Source organism: Stenotrophomonas sp. NLF4-10, from assembly GCF_022359915.1.
GTDB lineage: Bacteria > Pseudomonadota > Gammaproteobacteria > Xanthomonadales > Xanthomonadaceae > Stenotrophomonas > Stenotrophomonas daejeonensis.
Genome location: NZ_JAKSEE010000003.1, coordinates 370,106 through 386,913 on the forward strand (window position 1 = coordinate 370,106; position 16,808 = coordinate 386,913).

The 16,808-nt window shown below is 69.3% G+C and carries 14 protein-coding genes; 2 read left to right on the forward strand and 12 right to left on the reverse strand.

Annotated features, from left to right (window positions below; translation table 11 throughout):
- Window positions 1-33 precede the first annotated feature (33 nt).
- A complete protein-coding gene (locus MIC98_RS01705) occupies window positions 34-1,953 on the forward strand; it encodes a peptidase M61 (RefSeq protein ID WP_239735086.1) in 1,920 nt (639 codons plus the stop codon).
- Between the two features lie 261 nt (window positions 1,954-2,214).
- Here the strand turns inward: MIC98_RS01705 and MIC98_RS01710 are convergent, their stop codons facing one another.
- Window positions 2,215-2,802: a 4'-phosphopantetheinyl transferase superfamily protein gene (locus MIC98_RS01710; protein ID WP_239737989.1), complete on the reverse strand. Its 588-nt coding sequence runs from the start codon at window positions 2,800-2,802 to the stop codon at window positions 2,215-2,217.
- Window positions 2,803-2,910: 108 nt separating this feature from the next.
- Between MIC98_RS01710 and MIC98_RS01715 the strand changes: the two genes are divergently transcribed.
- On the forward strand, window positions 2,911-3,165 hold the full coding sequence (locus MIC98_RS01715) for a GlsB/YeaQ/YmgE family stress response membrane protein (RefSeq protein WP_057639598.1): 255 nt from the start codon (window positions 2,911-2,913) through the stop codon (window positions 3,163-3,165).
- 84 nt (window positions 3,166-3,249) lie between these two features.
- Here the strand turns inward: MIC98_RS01715 and xth are convergent, their stop codons facing one another.
- The 11 genes from xth to MIC98_RS01770 all read right to left on the reverse strand — a co-directional run bounded on the left by xth (window position 3,250) and on the right by MIC98_RS01770 (window position 16,754).
- Window positions 3,250-4,026, reverse strand: a complete 777-nt coding sequence (gene xth, locus MIC98_RS01720) for an exodeoxyribonuclease III (RefSeq protein WP_239735087.1) — start codon at window positions 4,024-4,026, stop codon at window positions 3,250-3,252.
- 53 nt (window positions 4,027-4,079) lie between these two features.
- The gene (locus MIC98_RS01725; RefSeq protein ID WP_239735088.1) at window positions 4,080-4,745 is read right to left on the reverse strand and encodes an ATP-binding cassette domain-containing protein; all 666 of its coding nucleotides are present in this window, start codon (window positions 4,743-4,745) and stop codon (window positions 4,080-4,082) included.
- Window positions 4,735-5,421, reverse strand: a complete 687-nt coding sequence (gene modB / locus MIC98_RS01730; RefSeq protein WP_239735089.1) for a molybdate ABC transporter permease subunit — start codon at window positions 5,419-5,421, stop codon at window positions 4,735-4,737. Before modB ends, MIC98_RS01725 begins: the two co-directional genes overlap by 11 nt.
- Window positions 5,421-6,161 carry a molybdate ABC transporter substrate-binding protein gene (gene modA, locus MIC98_RS01735; RefSeq protein ID WP_239735090.1) on the reverse strand — a complete coding sequence of 247 codons (741 nt, stop codon included), beginning with the start codon at window positions 6,159-6,161 and terminating at the stop codon, window positions 5,421-5,423. The genes modB and modA overlap by 1 nt, the downstream gene beginning before the upstream one ends.
- Window positions 6,162-6,342: 181 nt before the next feature.
- Window positions 6,343-7,674: a nitrate/nitrite transporter gene (locus MIC98_RS01740; protein ID WP_057639573.1), complete on the reverse strand. Its 1,332-nt coding sequence runs from the start codon at window positions 7,672-7,674 to the stop codon at window positions 6,343-6,345.
- A gap of 25 nt (window positions 7,675-7,699) precedes the next feature.
- Entirely contained in the window at window positions 7,700-8,593 is an 894-nt protein-coding gene (locus tag MIC98_RS01745) for a peptidylprolyl isomerase (RefSeq protein ID WP_239735091.1), read from the reverse strand.
- Window positions 8,594-8,596: 3 nt separating this feature from the next.
- Complete coding sequence (narI, locus tag MIC98_RS01750; protein ID WP_239735092.1) at window positions 8,597-9,304, reverse strand: respiratory nitrate reductase subunit gamma; 708 nt, start codon at window positions 9,302-9,304, stop codon at window positions 8,597-8,599.
- Entirely contained in the window at window positions 9,301-9,981 is a 681-nt protein-coding gene (gene narJ / locus MIC98_RS01755) for a nitrate reductase molybdenum cofactor assembly chaperone (RefSeq protein WP_239735093.1), read from the reverse strand. Before narJ ends, narI begins: the two co-directional genes overlap by 4 nt.
- The gene (gene narH / locus MIC98_RS01760; protein WP_057639569.1) at window positions 9,978-11,522 is read right to left on the reverse strand and encodes a nitrate reductase subunit beta; all 1,545 of its coding nucleotides are present in this window, start codon (window positions 11,520-11,522) and stop codon (window positions 9,978-9,980) included. The genes narJ and narH overlap by 4 nt, the downstream gene beginning before the upstream one ends.
- Window positions 11,522-15,265 carry a nitrate reductase subunit alpha gene (locus MIC98_RS01765; RefSeq protein WP_239735094.1) on the reverse strand — a complete coding sequence of 1,248 codons (3,744 nt, stop codon included), beginning with the start codon at window positions 15,263-15,265 and terminating at the stop codon, window positions 11,522-11,524. Before MIC98_RS01765 ends, narH begins: the two co-directional genes overlap by 1 nt.
- A 70-nt stretch (window positions 15,266-15,335) precedes the next feature.
- Window positions 15,336-16,754: a NarK family nitrate/nitrite MFS transporter gene (locus tag MIC98_RS01770; protein ID WP_239735095.1), complete on the reverse strand. Its 1,419-nt coding sequence runs from the start codon at window positions 16,752-16,754 to the stop codon at window positions 15,336-15,338.
- Window positions 16,755-16,808 lie beyond the last annotated feature (54 nt).

The window sequence follows — 16,808 nt, forward strand, 5'->3', positions numbered from 1 at the left end:
TAGGGCATTCATTTCCCTGACGAGGTCTGCGTGATGCGGGTATTTCGAGTGGCGGCGTTGAGTGTGGCCCTGCTGGCGTCCACGGGACTGGCGCATGCCACGCCCGGACCGGTGGCCGTGGATGCGCGCGGCACGGCGATCAGCGAGGCCGCGTACCCGGGCACGATCGTGCTGGACGTGGACGCCACCGACCTCGGCCAGCGCGTGTTCAAGCTGCGCCAGACCGTGCCGGTGCGGGCCGGGTTGCAGCGCTTCCACTACCCGGCATGGCTGCCGGGCAACCATTCGCCCACCGGTGCGATCGAGAAACTGGCCGGGCTGGTCGTCACCGGCAACGGCCAGCGCCTGGACTGGGTTCGCGACCCGCTCGACGTCTACACCTTCAACGTGCAGGTGCCCGAGGGCGTGGGCGAGCTGCGCATGGACTACCAGTTCCTCAGCCCCACCGACGCATCGCAGGGCCGCACGGTGATGACGCCGAACATGCTCAACCTGCAATGGAACGCGATGGTGCTGTACCCGGCCGGCCATGCCGCGCATGCCATCACCTACCGCGCCAGCGTCCGCTACCCGCAGGGCTGGGAAGCAGCCAGCGCGCTGGAAGTGGAGCGCCGCGACGGCGACACCGTGCACTACGCGCCGACCAACCTGGAGATCCTGGTCGATTCGCCGGTGTTCGCCGGCCGCTACCACCGCAGCTTCGACCTTGCCCCGGCCGGCACCCGCCCGGTGCGCTTGAACGTGTTCGCCGACCGCGCCAAGGACCTGGAAGCCAAGCCCGAGCACATCGAGCAGCACCGCGCGCTGGTCACGCAGGCACGCAGGCTGTTCGGCGCCGAGCACTACGACCACTACGACTTCCTGTTCGCGGTGACCAGCCAGCTGGGTGGCATCGGCCTGGAACACCAGCGTTCCAGCGAGAACAGCGAGGACCGCGACTATTTCAGCGGCTGGGACGCCAAGGTCGGCAGCAGCGACCTGCTCGGCCACGAATACACCCACTCGTGGGACGGCAAGTACCGGCGCCCGGCCGACATGGCCACGCCGCACTACAACGTGCCGATGCAGGGCAGCCTGCTGTGGGTCTACGAAGGCCAGGCCCAGTACTGGGGCAACGTGCTGACCGCGCGCGCCGGCATCCGCCCGCTGGACGCCTCGCGCGATGCGCTGGCGCTGGTCGCGGCCACCTACGCCGACAACCGCCCCGGCCTGGAATGGCGCTCGCTCGGCGACACCACCAACGACCCGGTGATCGCCCGCCGCAAGCCCAAGCCCTACCGCGGCTACCAGATGAGCGAGGACTACTACCAGGGCGGGCAGATGCTGTGGCTGGAGGCCGACGTGCGCATCCGCAGCCTCAGCAAGGGCCGGCGCAGCCTCGACGATTTCGCCCGCGCCTTCTTCGGAAAGAACGATGGCCAGTGGGAGCGCCCGGACACCTACACCTTCGAGGACGTCGCCGCGACGCTGGAACAGGTGCAGCCCACCGGCGACTGGACGCAGTTCCTGCGCGACCGGCTGGAGCGCAGGGCCGGCCTGACCGGCGGCATCGAGGCCGCGGGCTGGAAGCTGGTCTACAACGACAAGCCCAGCGCCTATTACCGCGCGCTGATGAAGGGCCGCGGCGCAAACTTCATCTACTCGCTGGGCATGGCGCTGGACGGCAGCGGCCGCGTCGGCGAGGTGCGCTGGGATAGCCCGGCGTTCAACGCCGGCCTCGGCAGCGGCATGCAGGTACTGGCGGTCAACGACCTGCAATACAGCGCCGACGAACTGGAGGAAGCGGTGCGCGCGGCGCAGGCCGGCAAGCAGCCGATCCGCCTGCTGGTCAAGGAGATGGACGTCTATCGCACCCTGAGCATCGACTACCACGGTGGCCTGCGTTATCCGTCGTTGCAGCGCATCGAGGGCACGACCGATTACCTGACGCCGATCTTCAGCGCGAGGAAGTGAGGCTTGAAGTGCCTTTCATTTTGGAGGGTACAGAGTAAAGCCCCTCTCCCCACGGGAGAGGGGTTGGGGTGAGGGGCGAACGGAGCCCGGATGTTCAACCATCATGGACTCCGTTTGCCCCTCATCCGCCCTTCGGGCACCTGCATTCGGCACATCCCTGTGCCTCACCCTTCGGGCGGCTTCGCCGTGCAACTCGGCAATCCTCCCGAGTTGTCTCCCGGAGGGAGAAGGAAAAGGCAGCGTCGCCGTCGCCCGCAGTCCCTAAACCGGATACCACGCCAGCGCCGCGCGGAAATCCTCCGCCGCCTGCCACTCGTGCAGGTGCCAGCGCGCCGCTTCGCCCAGGCCCGGGTCGCACCACGCCAGGCGCAGCGCGCCATCGTCGCCGGGTGCGAAGCGCAGCTTGTGCAGGCCGAAGGAAATGCCGTGGCCGTGCGCCTTCAGCAGCGCCTCCTTGGCGCACCAGACGCGGAAGAACCAGCGTTCGCAGCCGGCCTCGTCCAGCGCGTCCAGCCACGCGACCTCGTCGGGATGGAAGAAGCGGCGGATCACCTCGCGCATCTGCCGGCGCGGGCGCTGCTGCTCCAGGTCCACGCCCAGCCGCACGTGCTCGCCCAGCGCCACCAGCAGGTGCCCGCCGCTGTGGCTCCAGCCGGTGCCGTAATGCGCCAGCTCGCCGATCAGCCACGGCCGGTTGCGCTCGTCACGGGTCAGCGGCAGCGCCTGCGGGGTGCTGCCCAGCTCGGCCGCCAGCAGCTCGCGCGCCTGCGGCTCGCCGCGGGTGCCGGGCACGTGCGGCAGCTGCCACACCCGTACCTGCCCGAATTGCCACGCGCGCGCCGGCGTCATCGCCAACGGCCCCGCCTGCCGCGGGTCCACGGCCGCTTCACGCCCGATCGGCTTGACTGGGGAGGCCGCACCCGCCCGGGTGCATTGACGCAGGGAGATACTCGCATGATCGGTTTCATCATCTGGTTGATCGTGGGCGGCATCGTCGGCTGGCTGGCCAGCATCATCATGCGCCGCGACGCGCAGCAGGGCATCGTCCTGAACATCGTGGTCGGCATCATCGGCGCGATGGTAGCCGGCTTCCTGTTCGGCGGCGGCAGCATCAACGGCGCGATCACGCTGCGCTCGTTCCTGCTCTCGCTGCTCGGCGCGGTGATCCTGTTGGCCATCGTCAACCTGTTCACGCGCAAGCGCGTCCGCTGAAGCAGGAACGAGTGGGGAGGAACGAGGAACGAGTAGAGGCAAGGAGCCGGAACGCTTCGGCTTTCTCTCGTTCCTCGTTCCTTTTCACTCGTTCCTGTCCAACTGCACCCACGCCGGTGCATGGTCGCTGGGCCGTTCCCAGGTGCGCGGCTCGCGGTCGATACCGGCCGCCAGCGCATGCGGTTTCAGCGCGTCGGACACCAGGGTCAGGTCGATGCGCAGGCCGAGGTCGCGGCGGAAGCCGGCGGCGCGGTAATCCCACCAGCTGAACACGCCGGCCGCGTCGTTGTGCAGGCGGAAGCCGTCGTGCAGGCCCAGTTGCAGCAGCTTGTCCAGCGCGCCGCGCTCGGCGGTGGAGGTGAGGATGTGGTTGTCGTTCCACACCGCCGGGTCGTGCACGTCGCGCGCGTCCGGGGCGATGTTGAAGTCGCCCAGCACCACCAGCTTCGGGTTGCGCGCCAGTTCGGCGGCGATCCAGTCATGCACGGCATCGAGCCAGCGCAGCTTGTAGGCGTACTTGTCGGTGCCCACGTCCTGGCCGTTGACCACGTAGAGGTTGATGATGCGCACGCCGTTGACGGTGCCGGCGATCGCCCGCTTCTGCTCGTCCTCGAAACCGGGAATGCCGACCTGCACGTCCTCGATCGGGTCGCGCGCCAGCAGCGCCACGCCGTTGTAGGTCTTCTGCCCGGCGAACACGTTGCGGTAGCCGAGTTCCAGCAGGCGCGTGTCGGGGAACTTGTGGTCCTCCAGCTTGGTTTCCTGGATGCCGACCACGTCCGGGGCGAAAGCGGCCAGCCACTGTTCCAGGTGCGGCAGGCGGACATTGAGCGAATTGACGTTCCAGCTGGCGATTTTCATAGGGGGCATTCTATCCGCCCCGGTCATGGAGCCGATGAAGCGCGCGGCCGGCCTCAGCCCTGCGTGCGGCCGTCGGCCATGTGCACGACCTGCTGGCCGAACAGCGTCACGTCCTCCGGGTCGTGGCTTATCAGCAGCAGCGGGATGCCGGTTTCATCGAGCACGCTTTCCAGCTCGCGCCGCAGGTGCGTGCGCAGGGCGTGGTCGAGGGCGGCGAAGGGCTCGTCGAGCAGCAGGGCCTGCGGCCGGGTGACCAGCGCGCGGGCCAGCGCGGTGCGCTGGCGCTGGCCTCCGGAGATCTGCGCGGGCAGCAGGTCGCCGACGTGGTCGATGCCGAACACCTGCAACCAGTGCTCCACCGCGGCGATGCGGCAGCCGCGGGCCGGGTTGCGCCAGCCCCGGCGCAGGCCGAAGGCGACGTTCTGGCGGACGCTCAGGTGCGGGAACAGCGCGTAGTCCTGGAACACGTAGCCGATCCGGCGCTGCTGCGGGGACAGGTGGAGGCCGGCGGCGGCGTCGAACAGCGGCTGCCCGTGCATGCGGATGCTGCCGGCGTCCGGCCGCAGCAGGCCGGCCACCGCCTTCAGGGTCAGGCTCTTGCCCGCGCCGGATGGGCCGAACAGCACCACCCGCGGTTGCCGGCAACGCAGCGCGGCTTGCAGCTGGAAGCGTTGCCCGGCCGCCTGCAGCTGGCAGTGGATGTCCAGTTCAAGCCACATGGCGCGCATCGCCGGGGGGGCGGCCGACCAGCCGGGCGGCGACCAGCAGTACGCCGATGCACACCGCCGAGGACACCAGCACCAGCAGGTTGGCGCGGCCGTCGTTGCCGGCCTGCACCGCTTCGTAGATGGCGATGGACAGGGTCTGGGTGCGGCCGGGGATGCTGCCGGCGACCATGATGGTGGCGCCGAACTCGCCCATCGCCCGTGCGAACGCCAGCAGCAGGCCGGCGAGGATGCCGCGCCACGCCAGCGGCAGGGTGACCCGGAAGAACAGCGCCGGCTCGGATATGCCCAGGGTCCGCGCGGCCTGCTCCAGTTGCCCGTCCACGCCCTCGAACGCGGCCCGCGCCGGCTTGAACACCAGCGGCAGCGAGGCCACCGCCGCGGCGATCACCGCCGCCTGCCAGGTGAACACCAGGTTGATGCCGAAGCTGCGTTGCAGCCACGCGCCCAGCGGCCCGTTGCTGCCGATCAGCACCAGCAGGTAATAGCCCAGCACCGTGGGCGGCAGGATCATCGGCAGGGTCAGCAGCGTGTCCAGCAGCTCGCGGCCGGGGAAGCGCCGCCGCGCCAGCAGCCCGCCCAGCGCGATGCCCAGCACCAGGTTGATCGCGGTCGCGCAGCCGGCCACCTTCAGCGACAGCCACAGCGCGCTCCAGTCCAGGTCGAGCATCAAGGGCTTCCGAAACCGTGCCGTTGCAGGATGGCCTGGCCGGCGGGCGAGCGCACGAAGGCGATGAAGCGCCGCGCCTCGTCGGCGTTGCCGCTGCCCTTGACCATCGCCAACGGGTAGCTGATGCCGGTGGACAGCGGCACCTGGAACGCGCGCCGCACGCGGTCGGGCATGGCCTGCGCGTCGGTGGCGTAGACGAAGCCGGCATCCACCTCGCCGCGCGCCACGTAGTCCAGCGACTGGCGCACGTTCTGCGCGAGGATCAATTTGGCCTGCAGCGATGGCCATAGCCCGGCCTGCTGCAGGGCCTGCCGCGCGTAGCGCCCGGCCGGCACGCTGTCGGGGTTGCCGATGGTCACCCGGCCGACCGCCGGCCCGGCCAGTGCCGCCAGCGAGGTCGGCGCGGACGATGTACGGGGCGGCACCACCACCCAGAGGGTGTTGGTCGCGAACACCTGGCGCGTCGAGGGGTCGACCAGGCCGCGCTGGGCGGCCTGGTCCATCGTCGCCTGGTCGGCGAAGGCGAGCACGTCCACCGGCGCGCCGCGCGCGACCTGCTGCAGCAGCACGCCGGACGCGGCGAAGTTCAAATCGACCCGGGCATCCGGGTAGCGCGCGCCGTAGGCGCCGGCGATCTCGCGGAAGCCCTCGGTCAGGCTGGACGCCGCCGAAACCGTCAACTCCGCGGCCGTGGCCGGGAGGACGTGGAGCAGCAACAGCAGTATCCAGGGCTTTTTCATGGCGTGGTTCCGGGGACATGGCCCGCGTGGGAGGGTAGGGCTGCGGCGACGCGGGCGCACGCCCCCGCAGGGCGGCGCCCAGCCGCCGTAAGGTCAGGCGATGGCCCGGCGGCACCGGTGCGTGGTCATGGTACTGCCGGCGGCTCCCGACCCTGCATCGCGCGCTGCCGGGGTATCCGCCTCAACCGCGCCGGCGGCCATCAGCTGCGGCCGCTTCGATGGCTTCCGGCAGGTCGGTTTCGCGGTCGATCTGCGGGAAGCGGCGGCGCTCCATGCGGCGGATCGCGAAGTGCATCCACGCCAGCGCGCCGGTCACCAGCACGAACAGCAGCATGAAGCAGCTGCTCCAGATGCCGACCACGTCGTTCAGGGCACCGAACACGATCGGCAGGATGAAGCCACCGAGGCCGCCGATCATGCCGACCACGCCGCCCACCGCGCCGACGTGCTGCGGGTAATAGACGGGGATGTGCTTGTACACCGCCGCCTTGCCCAGCGACATGAAGAAGCCCAGCACGAACACCAGCACGGTGAACAGGGTCACGCCGATGGCCAGGTGGAAGCTGAGTTCGCCGTGCACGCCCTGCACCACGTAGCGGGTGTCGGGGTAGGCGAGCAGGAAGGTGCAGATGGCCGATACGCCCAGCGTCCAGTACATCACCCGGCGCGCGCCGATGCGGTCGGATAGCCAGCCGCCGACCACCCGGAACAGGCTGGCCGGGATCGAATAGCAGGCCGCCAGCACGCCGGCGGTGCCCACGTCCATGCCGTAGGCGCCGACCAGGTAGTGCGGCAGCCACAGTGCCAGCGCGACGAAGCCGCCGAACACGAAGAAGTAGTACAGCGAGAAGCGCCACACCTGCAGGTTCTTCAGCGGCGCCATCTGCTCGGCGAACGGCATCGGCTTGACCCCGCTGCGGCGGCGCTCCTCCAGCGAGGGGTCTTCCTTGCTGAACAGATAGAACAGGATGGCGGTGACCGCCAGCCCCACCGCCCATAGCTTGGCCACCATCATCCAGCCCGAGGCCACCATCACCAGCGGCGCCAGCAGCTTGGTCACCGCCGAGCCGATGTTGCCGGCGCCGAAGATGCCCAGCGCCGTGCCCTGCTTCTCCGGCGGGAACCACTTGGACACGTAGGTCACGCCGACCGAGAAGTTGCCGCCGGCGATGCCCACGAACAGCGCCGCCAGCAGGAACTGCGGGTAGGTCTGCGCATAGGTCAGCAGCCATGTCGCCGCCGCGCCGCACAGCATCACCAGCGTCATCACCTTGCGCCCGCCGAACTGGTCGGACCAGATGCCGAGGAACACGCGGATCACCGAACCGGTCAGCACCGGGGTGGCGATCAGCAGGCCGAACTGGGTGTCGTTCAGGCCCAGCTGCCTGCTGATCTGGATGCCGATGATCGCGAAGATCATCCATACCGCGAAGCACACGGTGAAGGCGAAGGTACTCAGCCACAGCGCGCGCTGCTGCTGCCCGGCGCTGACGGGGGCAAGGGCCTGGTTCATGGGAATACTCCGGAGAAAGGGGGGATCAGCCGGCCTCGGCTTCTATCTCTTCCAGGCCGCGGACCGGGTAGCGTTCCTGCAACTGCAACAGGTAGGCCTGTATTTCGCGCTGGCGCACCTGCAGCTCCAGGTAGTCGCGGATCTGCGCGTGCACCGCCTCGAACGCCTGCGCCTGCCCCGGCTCGCAGGCATCCACGCGGACCACGTGGTAGCCCCAGCGCGACTCCACCGGGAAGCCGGCCAGGCCTTCGCGCAGGCGGAACACCTGGCGGTCGAACTCCGGTGTGGTCTGGCCGCGTTGCAGCCAGCCCAGGTCGCCGCCGTCGCTGGCCGAGGGGCAGCGCGAGTGGCGCAGGGCGAAATCGGCGAACAGGTGCGGTTGTTCCTTGAGCTGGCCGAGCAGGCGCTCGGCTTCGCTGCGCGCGGCCAGGCGCCCGGCCACGTCGTCCGCCGGCGCCGCCAGCAGGATGTGGCGCACGCGGACCCGGTCGGGCGCGCGGAAGCGTTCGGGGTTCTGCGCGAAGTAGCGCCGGCAGTCGTCCTCGTCCGGCACGCGGTCTTCCACGGCTTGCTCCAGCAGCTGCTGGATCAGCGCCTCCTCGTCGCTGACCGGGCTGCCGGCCGGCGCCTGCAGGCCCAGCCGCTGCGCTTCGCGGCGCAGCAGTTCGCGCACCACCAGCGCGCGCGCCGCGTCGGCGCGCGACTGCTCCGGGCGCATCGCGCGGTGGTGCTGCATCTCGCGGGCGATGTCGGCCTCGCTGATCGCGGTGTCGTCCACGAACAGCCGGCACGGCGCCGGCTGCCCCAGCGAGCGCGGGCCTTCGCCGCCCGCGTCGTGGTGGTGGTGGCCGGCCTCGGCCGGCACCGGCTGCGCCGAGTCGATCACGGTGATCGGCAGGATCCGCGTCTGCACGTTCATCGCTTACTCCCGCGGCCCGTAGCGCAACGTGGCCTGGCGCCGGCGCACCACCTGGTAGGGCCGCCACAGGTAGCTGACCGGGATGCTCCACACGTGCACCAGCCGGGTGAACGGCGCGATCAGGAACAGGGTCAGGCCGAGGAAGATGTGCAGCTTGTAGACCCAGTGCACGCCCTCGATGAAGTCGGCCGCGCCGGCGCGGAAGGTGACGATGTGCTGCGCCCATTCGGCCAGCAGCACCATCACCCCGCCGTCGAGGTGGCCGGCCGACACCTTGATGCTGTACAGGCCCAGGCACAGCTGCGCGAACAGCAGCACCAGCACCAGCGTGTCGCCGAAGCTGCCGGTGGCGCGCACCCGCGGGTTGGTCAGCCGGCGCACCAGCAGGATGGCGATGCCGATGAAGCACAGCGCGCCGAACAGGCCGCCGACCACCATCGCCAGCAGCTGTTTCTGCGGGGTGGTGATGAAATGCTCGTACACCGCGTGCGGGGTGAGCAGGCCGACCAGGTGGCCGCCGAGGATCGCCAGCACGCCGATGTGGAAGCAGTTGCTGCCGATCCGCATGCCCTTGTCCGAAAGCAGCTGGCTGGAGCCGGTGCGCCAGCTGTACATGGCCTTGTCGTAGCGCGCCCAGCTGCCGATCAGCAGCACCGCCACGGCGATGTACGGGTAGAACTGGAAGGCGAACTGGTGGAGGTAGTGGTTCATGGCTGCACCTCTGGATGCGAAGGACGGGCCGGGGAACGCCGGGGCGGCGCGCAGTCCTGCGCGGGGGCATCGCTGCCGAAGCGGACCGCTTCCTCCTCCCACAGCCGGTCCATGGCCTCGGTGGTGTCGTCGCGCGCTTCCTCGCTGGCGCGCTGGCGCAGCAGCGCCAGGTTGACCTTGCCGTCGCCGGCCTCGACCAGGATCTCCAGCAGCACCGCGTGCGGCAGCTCGCGCTCGGCGGCGCGCGCGGCCAGCATGCCGGCGATGTGGCCGATGTGGTGCAGCCAGTCGCGGGCCTCGGCCTCGGGCCGGTGGGCGAGGAATTCCAGCAGCAGCGGCAGGTAGTCCGGCAGTTCGCGCGCGTCCAGCGCGAAGCCGTTGCGGCGGTAGGTTTCCACCAGGTCGACCATCGCCTGGCCGCGGTCGCGCGATTCGCCGTGGATGTGCTCGAACAGCAGCAGGCTCATCGAGCGGCCGCGGTCGAAGCTGCCCAGCCAGCGCGCCTGCGCGTCCAGCGGGTCGCTGTCCAGCAGCTCCTGCACGAAGCGCTGCAGTTGCTGCCGGCGCGGCGGGGCCAGCGCCGGGTCGTCGCAGGCGGCCAGCAGCTCCGGCCCGTGCTGCCACAGCTCGTCGCGCGGGTAGTCCAGCAACACCCCGATCAGCTTGAGCAGGCTCATTCGACCACCTCGTGGCGCCGCTGCCGGTTCGGGTGCACCGCGTAGGTGGTGGTCTTGCGCTGCCCGAACAGGTCGGCCGGGCTGTCGCCGTTGCAGCCGTTGCCGAAGGTGAAGCCGCAGCCGCCGCGCTCGCCGAAGGCGTCGTTGGCGTACTCGCGGTGGCCGGTGGGGATCACGAAGCGGTCCTCGTAGTTGGCGATGGCCAGGTAGCGGTACATGTCCTCGGCCTGGGCCACGCTCAGCCCCACCTGCTCCAGCACGCGGGTGTCCTCGATGCCGTCCACGTTCTTCGCCCGGCGCCAGGCGCGCATCGCCATCAGCCGTTCCAGCGCGCGCACTACCGGTGCTTCGTCGCCGGCCGAGAGCAGGTTGGCCAGGTAGCGCACCGGGATGCGCAGCGAGGCCACGTCTGGCAGCTCGCCGCTCATGCCGATGCGGCCGCGCTCGGCCGCGTTCTGGATCGGCGACAGCGGCGGCACGTACCAGACCATCGGCAGGGTGCGGTATTCCGGGTGCAGCGGCAGCGCCAGCTTCCAGTCGATCGCCAGCTTGTACACCGGCGACTGCCGTGCCGCCGCCAGCCAGCTGTCCGGGATGCCTTCGGCGCGCGCGGCCTCGATCACCGCCGGGTCCTCCGGGTCGAGGAAGATGTCCAGGTGCGCCTGGTACAGGTCCTTCTCGGCCGGCACCGAGGCGGCCTCGGCGATGCGGTCGGCGTCGTACAGCATCACCCCCAGGTAGCGGATGCGGCCCACGCAGGTTTCCGAGCAGATGGTCGGCTCGCCCATCTCGATGCGCGGGTAGCAGAAGATGCACTTCTCGGATTTGCCGCTCTTCCAGTTGTAGTAGATCTTCTTGTACGGGCACGCCGACACGCACATGCGCCAGCCGCGGCACTTGTCCTGGTCGATCAGCACGATGCCGTCCTCCTCGCGCTTGTAGATCGCCCCGGACGGGCACGCCGACACGCACGCCGGGTTCAGGCAGTGCTCGCACAGGCGCGGCAGGTACATCATGAAGGTCTTCTCGAAGGCGCCGTAGATCTCCTTCTGCACCTGGTCGAAGTTGTAGTCGCGGGCGCGCTTGGAGAACTCGGTGCCGAGGATCTCCTCCCAGTTCGGGCCCCACTCGATCTTCTGCATGCGCTGGCCGCTGATCAGCGAGCGCGGCCTCGCGGTCGGCTGGTGCTTGACCTCCGGCGCGTCGTGCAGGTGCTGGTAGTCGAAGTCGAACGGCTCGTAGTAGTCGTCGATCTGCGGCAGGTCCGGGTTGGCGAAGATCTTGGCGAGCATGCGCCAGCGGCCGCCGGCGCGCGGCACCAGCTTGCCGGCGCGGGTGCGCACCCAGCCGCCGTTCCACTTGTCCTGGTTCTCCCATTCCTTCGGGTAGCCGATGCCCGGCTTGGTCTCCACGTTGTTGAACCAGGCGTACTCCACGCCCTCGCGCGAGGTCCACACGTTCTTGCAGGTGATCGAGCAGGTATGGCAGCCGATGCACTTGTCCAGGTTCAGCACCATCGCGATCTGTGCGCGCACTTTCATCACACCACCTCCCGTGCAGCAACCACGGCATCTTCGCCGTCGAGCCAATCGACCTTGTCCATCTTGCGCACGATCACGAACTCGTCGCGGTTGGTGCCGCAGGTGCCGTAGTAGTTGAAGCCGTAGGCCAGCTGCGCGTAGCCGCCGATCATGTGGGTGGGCTTGAGCACCACGCGGGTGACCGAGTTGTGGATGCCGCCGCGGGTGCCGGAGATCTCCGAGCCCGGCACGTTGATGATGCGTTCCTGGGCGTGGTACATCATCGCCATGCCCGGCATCACCCGCTGGCTGACCACCGCGCGCGCGGCGATCGCGCCGTTGACGTTGAACAGCTCGATCCAGTCGTTGTCCTCGATGCCGGCGCTGCGCGCGTCGTCCTCGCTGAGCCACACGATCGGGCCGCCGCGCGAGAGCGTCTGCATGATCAGGTTGTCGCTGTAGGTGCTGTGGATGCCCCACTTCTGGTGCGGGGTGATCCAGTTCAGCACGATCTCCTTGTTGCCGTTCGGGCGCTGGTTGAGCAGCGGTTCCACCGTGCGCGTGTTGACCGGCGGCCGGTAGCCCATGAAGGCCTCGCCGAAGTCGATCATCCACTCGTGGTCCTGGTAGAACTGCTGGCGGCCGGTGACGGTGCGCCACGGGATCAGCTCGTGGACGTTGGTGTAGCCGGCGTTGTAGCTGACGTTCTCGTCCTCCAGCCCCGACCAGATCGGCGAGGAGATGATCTTGCGCGGCTGCGCCTGGATGTCGCGGAAGCGGATCGCCTCGTGTTCCTTGCCCACCGCCAGGTGGGTGTGCTCGCGGCCGGTGAAGGTGCCCAGCGACTCCCACGCCTTCACCGCGACGTGGCCGTTGGTTTCCGGCGCCAGGTGCAGGATCACCTCGGCCGCGTCGATGGCGCTGTCGATCGCCGGGCGGCCGTGGCTGACGCCGTCCTCGCGCACGGTGTGGTTGAGCCTGCCGAGGAATTCCACCTCGTGCTTCGTGTCCCAGTTCATGCCCTTGCCGCCGTTGCCGAGCTTGTCCAGCAGCGGACCCAGCGAGGTGAACTTGCGATACAGGTTCGGGTAGTCGCGCTCGACCACGGCCATGCTCGGCATGGTCTGGCCGGGGATGGCCTCGCACTGGCCCTTCTTCCAGTCGGCCACGCCGAACGGCATGCCCAGTTCGTTGGGCGTGTCGTGCAGGGTCGGCACCAGCACCAGGTCCTTCTCCACGCCCAGCACGCCCGGCGCCATGTCGCTGACCGCGTGCGCCACGCCCTTGAAGATCTCCCAGTCGCTGCGCGACTCCCACGCCGGGTCCACCGCCTTGGACAGCGGGTGGATGAACGGGTGCATGTCCGAGGTGTTGAGGTCGTCCTTCTCGTACCAGGTCGCCGTCGGCAGCACGATGTCGCTGTACAGCGCGGTGGTGCACATGCGGAAGTCGAGCGTGACCAGCAGGTCGAGCTTGCCCTCCGGCGCCTCGTCGCGCCACTTCACCTCTTCCGGCTTGACCGCGCCCATCTCGCCCAGGTCCTTGCCCTGCAAGCCGTGGCGGGTGCCCAGCAGGTGCCGCAGCATGTACTCGTGGCCCTTGCCGGAGGAACCGAGCAGGTTCGAGCGCCAGATGAACATCATCCGCGGGTGGTTCTGGCTGGCGTCTGGGTCGGCGAAGGCGAAGTCCAGCGAGCCGTCCTTGAGCTTGCCCAGCGCGTACTCGGCCGGCGCCACCCCGGCCGCCTCGGCCTCGCGCACCAGCTGCAGCGGGTTGCGATCCAGCTGCGGCGCGCACGGCAGCCAGCCCATGCGCACCGCGCGCAGGTTCAGGTCGGCCAGGCTGCCGCCGTACTTGGAGGCATCGGCCAGCGGCGACAACAGCTCGTCCACCTGCAGCTTCTCGTAGCGCCACTGCCCGGTGTTGAAATAGAAGAACGAGGTACCGTTCATGTGCCGCGGCGGCCGGCTCCAGTCCAGGCCGAAGGCCAGCGGCTGCCAGCCGGTCTGCGGGCGCAGCTTCTCCTGGCCCACGTAGTGCGCCCAGCCGCCGCCGGTCTGGCCCACGCAGCCGCACATGACCAGCATGTTGATCAGGCCGCGGTAGTTCATGTCGTTGTGGAACCAGTGGTTCATGCCGGCGCCGACGATGATCATGCTGCGGCCGCGGGTCTTGTCGGCGGTGCGGGCGAACTCGCGGGCGATCTCGACCACCTCCGCGCGCGGCACGCCGGTGATGCGCTCCTGCCACGCCGGGGTGCCAGGCACGTCGTCGTCGAAGCTGGCCGCCACGTTGCCGCCGCCGAAGCCGCGGTCCACGCCGTACTGCGCCAGCAGCAGGTCGTAGACCGTGGCCACCAGCGCCTCGCCGCCCGCGGCCAGCGCCAGCCGCCGCACCGGGATGTTGCGCTCCAGCACTTCCTCGGCCGGGGCGGCGGTCCAGCCGTCGGTCTCGATGCCGCCGAAGTAGGGGAAGCTGACCGCCTCGATGCCGTCGTTGCCGTCGGCCAGGCTCAGGCGCAGGCGGGTGTCGGCGCCGTTGCTGGCCTTCTCCTCGATGTTCCACTTGCCCTGCTCGCCCCAGCGGAAACCGATCGAACCGTTGGGCACGGTGATGCCGCCGCTGTTCTCGTCGAACGCCAGCGTCTTCCATTCCGGGTTGTTGCTCTCGCCCAGCCCGCCCAGTTCGCTTGCGCGCAGGAAGTGGCCCGGCACCAGCCGGCCGTCGGCGCGGCGCTCCAGCCGCACCAGCATCGGCATGTCCGAATACTGGCGGCAGTAGTCCTGGAAATACTGCGACGGCGAATCGACGTGGAACTCGCGCAGGATCACGTGGCCGAAGGCGAACGCCAGCGCCGCGTCGGTGCCCTGCTTGGGGTGCAGCCAGTGGTCGGTGAGCTTGGCCAGCTCCGAGTAGTCCGGGCAGATCGCCACGGTCTTGGTGCCGTTGTAGCGCGCCTCGGTGAAGAAGTGCGCGTCCGGGGTGCGCGTCTGCGGCACGTTCGAGCCCCAGGCGATGATGTAGCGGCTGTTGTACCAGTCGGCCGATTCGGGCACGTCGGTCTGCTCGCCCCACACCTGCGGCGAGGCCGGTGGCAGGTCGCAGTACCAGTCGTAGAAGGACAGGCAGGCGCCGCCGAGCAGCGATAGGTAACGCGCGCCGGCGGCGTAGGACACCATCGACATCGCCGGGATCGGCGAGAAGCCGACCACCCGGTCCGGGCCATACTGCTTGACCGTGTACAGGTTGGAGGCGGCGATGATCTCGTTGGCCTCCTCCCAGCGCAGACGCACGAAGCCGCCCATGCCGCGGCGGCTCTTGTAGGAGCGCGCCTTCTCCTTGTCCTCGACGATGCTGGCCCACGCCTCCACCGGCGACAGCGTCCTGCGCGCCTGCCGCCACAGGCGCAGCAGGGTGCCGCGCACCAGCGGGTACTTCAGGCGGTTGGCGCTGTACAGGTACCAGGAATAGCTGGCCCCGCGCGGGCAGCCGCGCGGCTCGTGGTTGGGCAGGTCCGGGCGCGTGCGCGGGTAGTCGGTCTGCTGGGTTTCCCAGGTCACCAGGCCGTTCTTGACGTAGATCTTCCAGCTGCACGAGCCGGTGCAGTTCACGCCGTGGGTGGAGCGCACGATCTTGTCGTACTGCCAGCGCGCGCGGTAGCCGTTCTCCCAGTCGCGGCCCTCGCTCTTGCTGAACCCGTGCCCGTCGGCAAAGGGTTGCGGGTCGCGCTTGAAGAACTGCAAGCGGTCGAGGAAATAACTCATCGTGGATCTCCCTTTGCGGACATCTGCATCGTGGCTGTGGCGTTCATGGCTGCGGTGCGGGCTCGGGTTGTCAGCAGGGCGCTTCGGCGCCGCGCCGGTAGTACCACCACCAGGTCACGGCCAGGCAGGTGATGTAGAAGGCGATGAAGCCGTACAGCGCCAGGTCCGGGCTGCCGGTCAAGGTGATGGACGAGCCGTAGCTCTTGGGGATGAAGAAGCCGCCGTAGGCGCCGATGGCCCCGGAAAAACCGACCACGGCGGCCGACTCGATGCCGGCCTGGCGGCTGGCGGCGGCCTTTCCCTGCGCGTCGGCCCCGGCCGACAGGCGCTCGTGCAGGGTGCGGAAGATCACCGGGATCATGCGGAAGGTGGTGCCGTTGCCGATGCCGCTGAGTACGAACAAGGCCATGAACGAGGCCAAAAAGCCGAAGAAGTGCCCGCCCTGCCCGTGGTCGGGCAGGAAGTGCAGCACTCCGAACACGGCCGCGACCATCAGCGCGAACACCCAGAACGTCAACCGCGCCCCGCCCCAGCGGTCGGCCAGGCTGCCGCCGACCGAACGCATCAGCGCGCCGAGCAGCGGGCCGATGAAGGCGTAGGTCATCGGGTTCACGTCCGGGAACTGGCTCTTGACCAGCATCGGGAAGCCGGCCGAGAAGCCGATGTACGAGCCGAACGTGCCGATGTACAGCCAGCACATCAGCCAGTTGTGCTTGCGCCGGAAGATCACCGCCTGCTCGGTGAACGAGGAGCGCACGCTGGTCAGGTCGTTCATGCCGAACCAGGCGGCCACCGCGACCAGCGCGATGGCCGGCACCCAGACGAAGCCGGCGTTCTGCAGGAACAGCCGGCCGCTGCCGTCGGCCAGCACCTGCGGCGGCCCGGCCAGCGTGCCCAGCGCGCCGACGGTGATGACCAGCGGCACCACCAGCTGCGCCACCGACACGCCGACGTTGCCCAGCCCGGCGTTCAGGCCCAGCGCCAGCCCCTGCTTCTGCTTGGGGTAGAAGAAGGAGATGTTGGACATCGACGAGGAGAAGTTGGCGCCGCCGAAGCCGCACAGGATCGCGATCACCACGAATACCCAGTACGGCGTGGCCGGGTCCTGCACCGCGAAGCCGAGCCACAGCGTCGGCAGCAGCAGCGAGGCGGTGGACAGCGCGGTCCAGCGGCGCCCGCCGAAGATCGGGATCACGAACGAATAGACCACGCGCAGGGTGGCGCCGGACAGGCTGGGCAGCGCCACCAGCCAGAACAGCTGGTCGGTGCTGAAGCCGAAGCCGATGCGCGGCAGGCTGATCGACACCGCCGAGAACAGCACCCACACCGAGAAGGCCAGCAGCAGCGCCGGGATCGAGATCGCCAGGTTGCGCGCGGCGACCCGCCGGCCGGTGCGCTCCCAGTAGCCGGCGTCCTCCGGCTGCCAGTCGCCGATGGTCCGACCGGGGCCCGCGTTGCTGCGTTGTACCACTTCGCTACCGGCGGTCATGCGTGGCTCCGAGGCTGCAGATGACGACGTGTAGGTACGGATTCAGGCAGTACC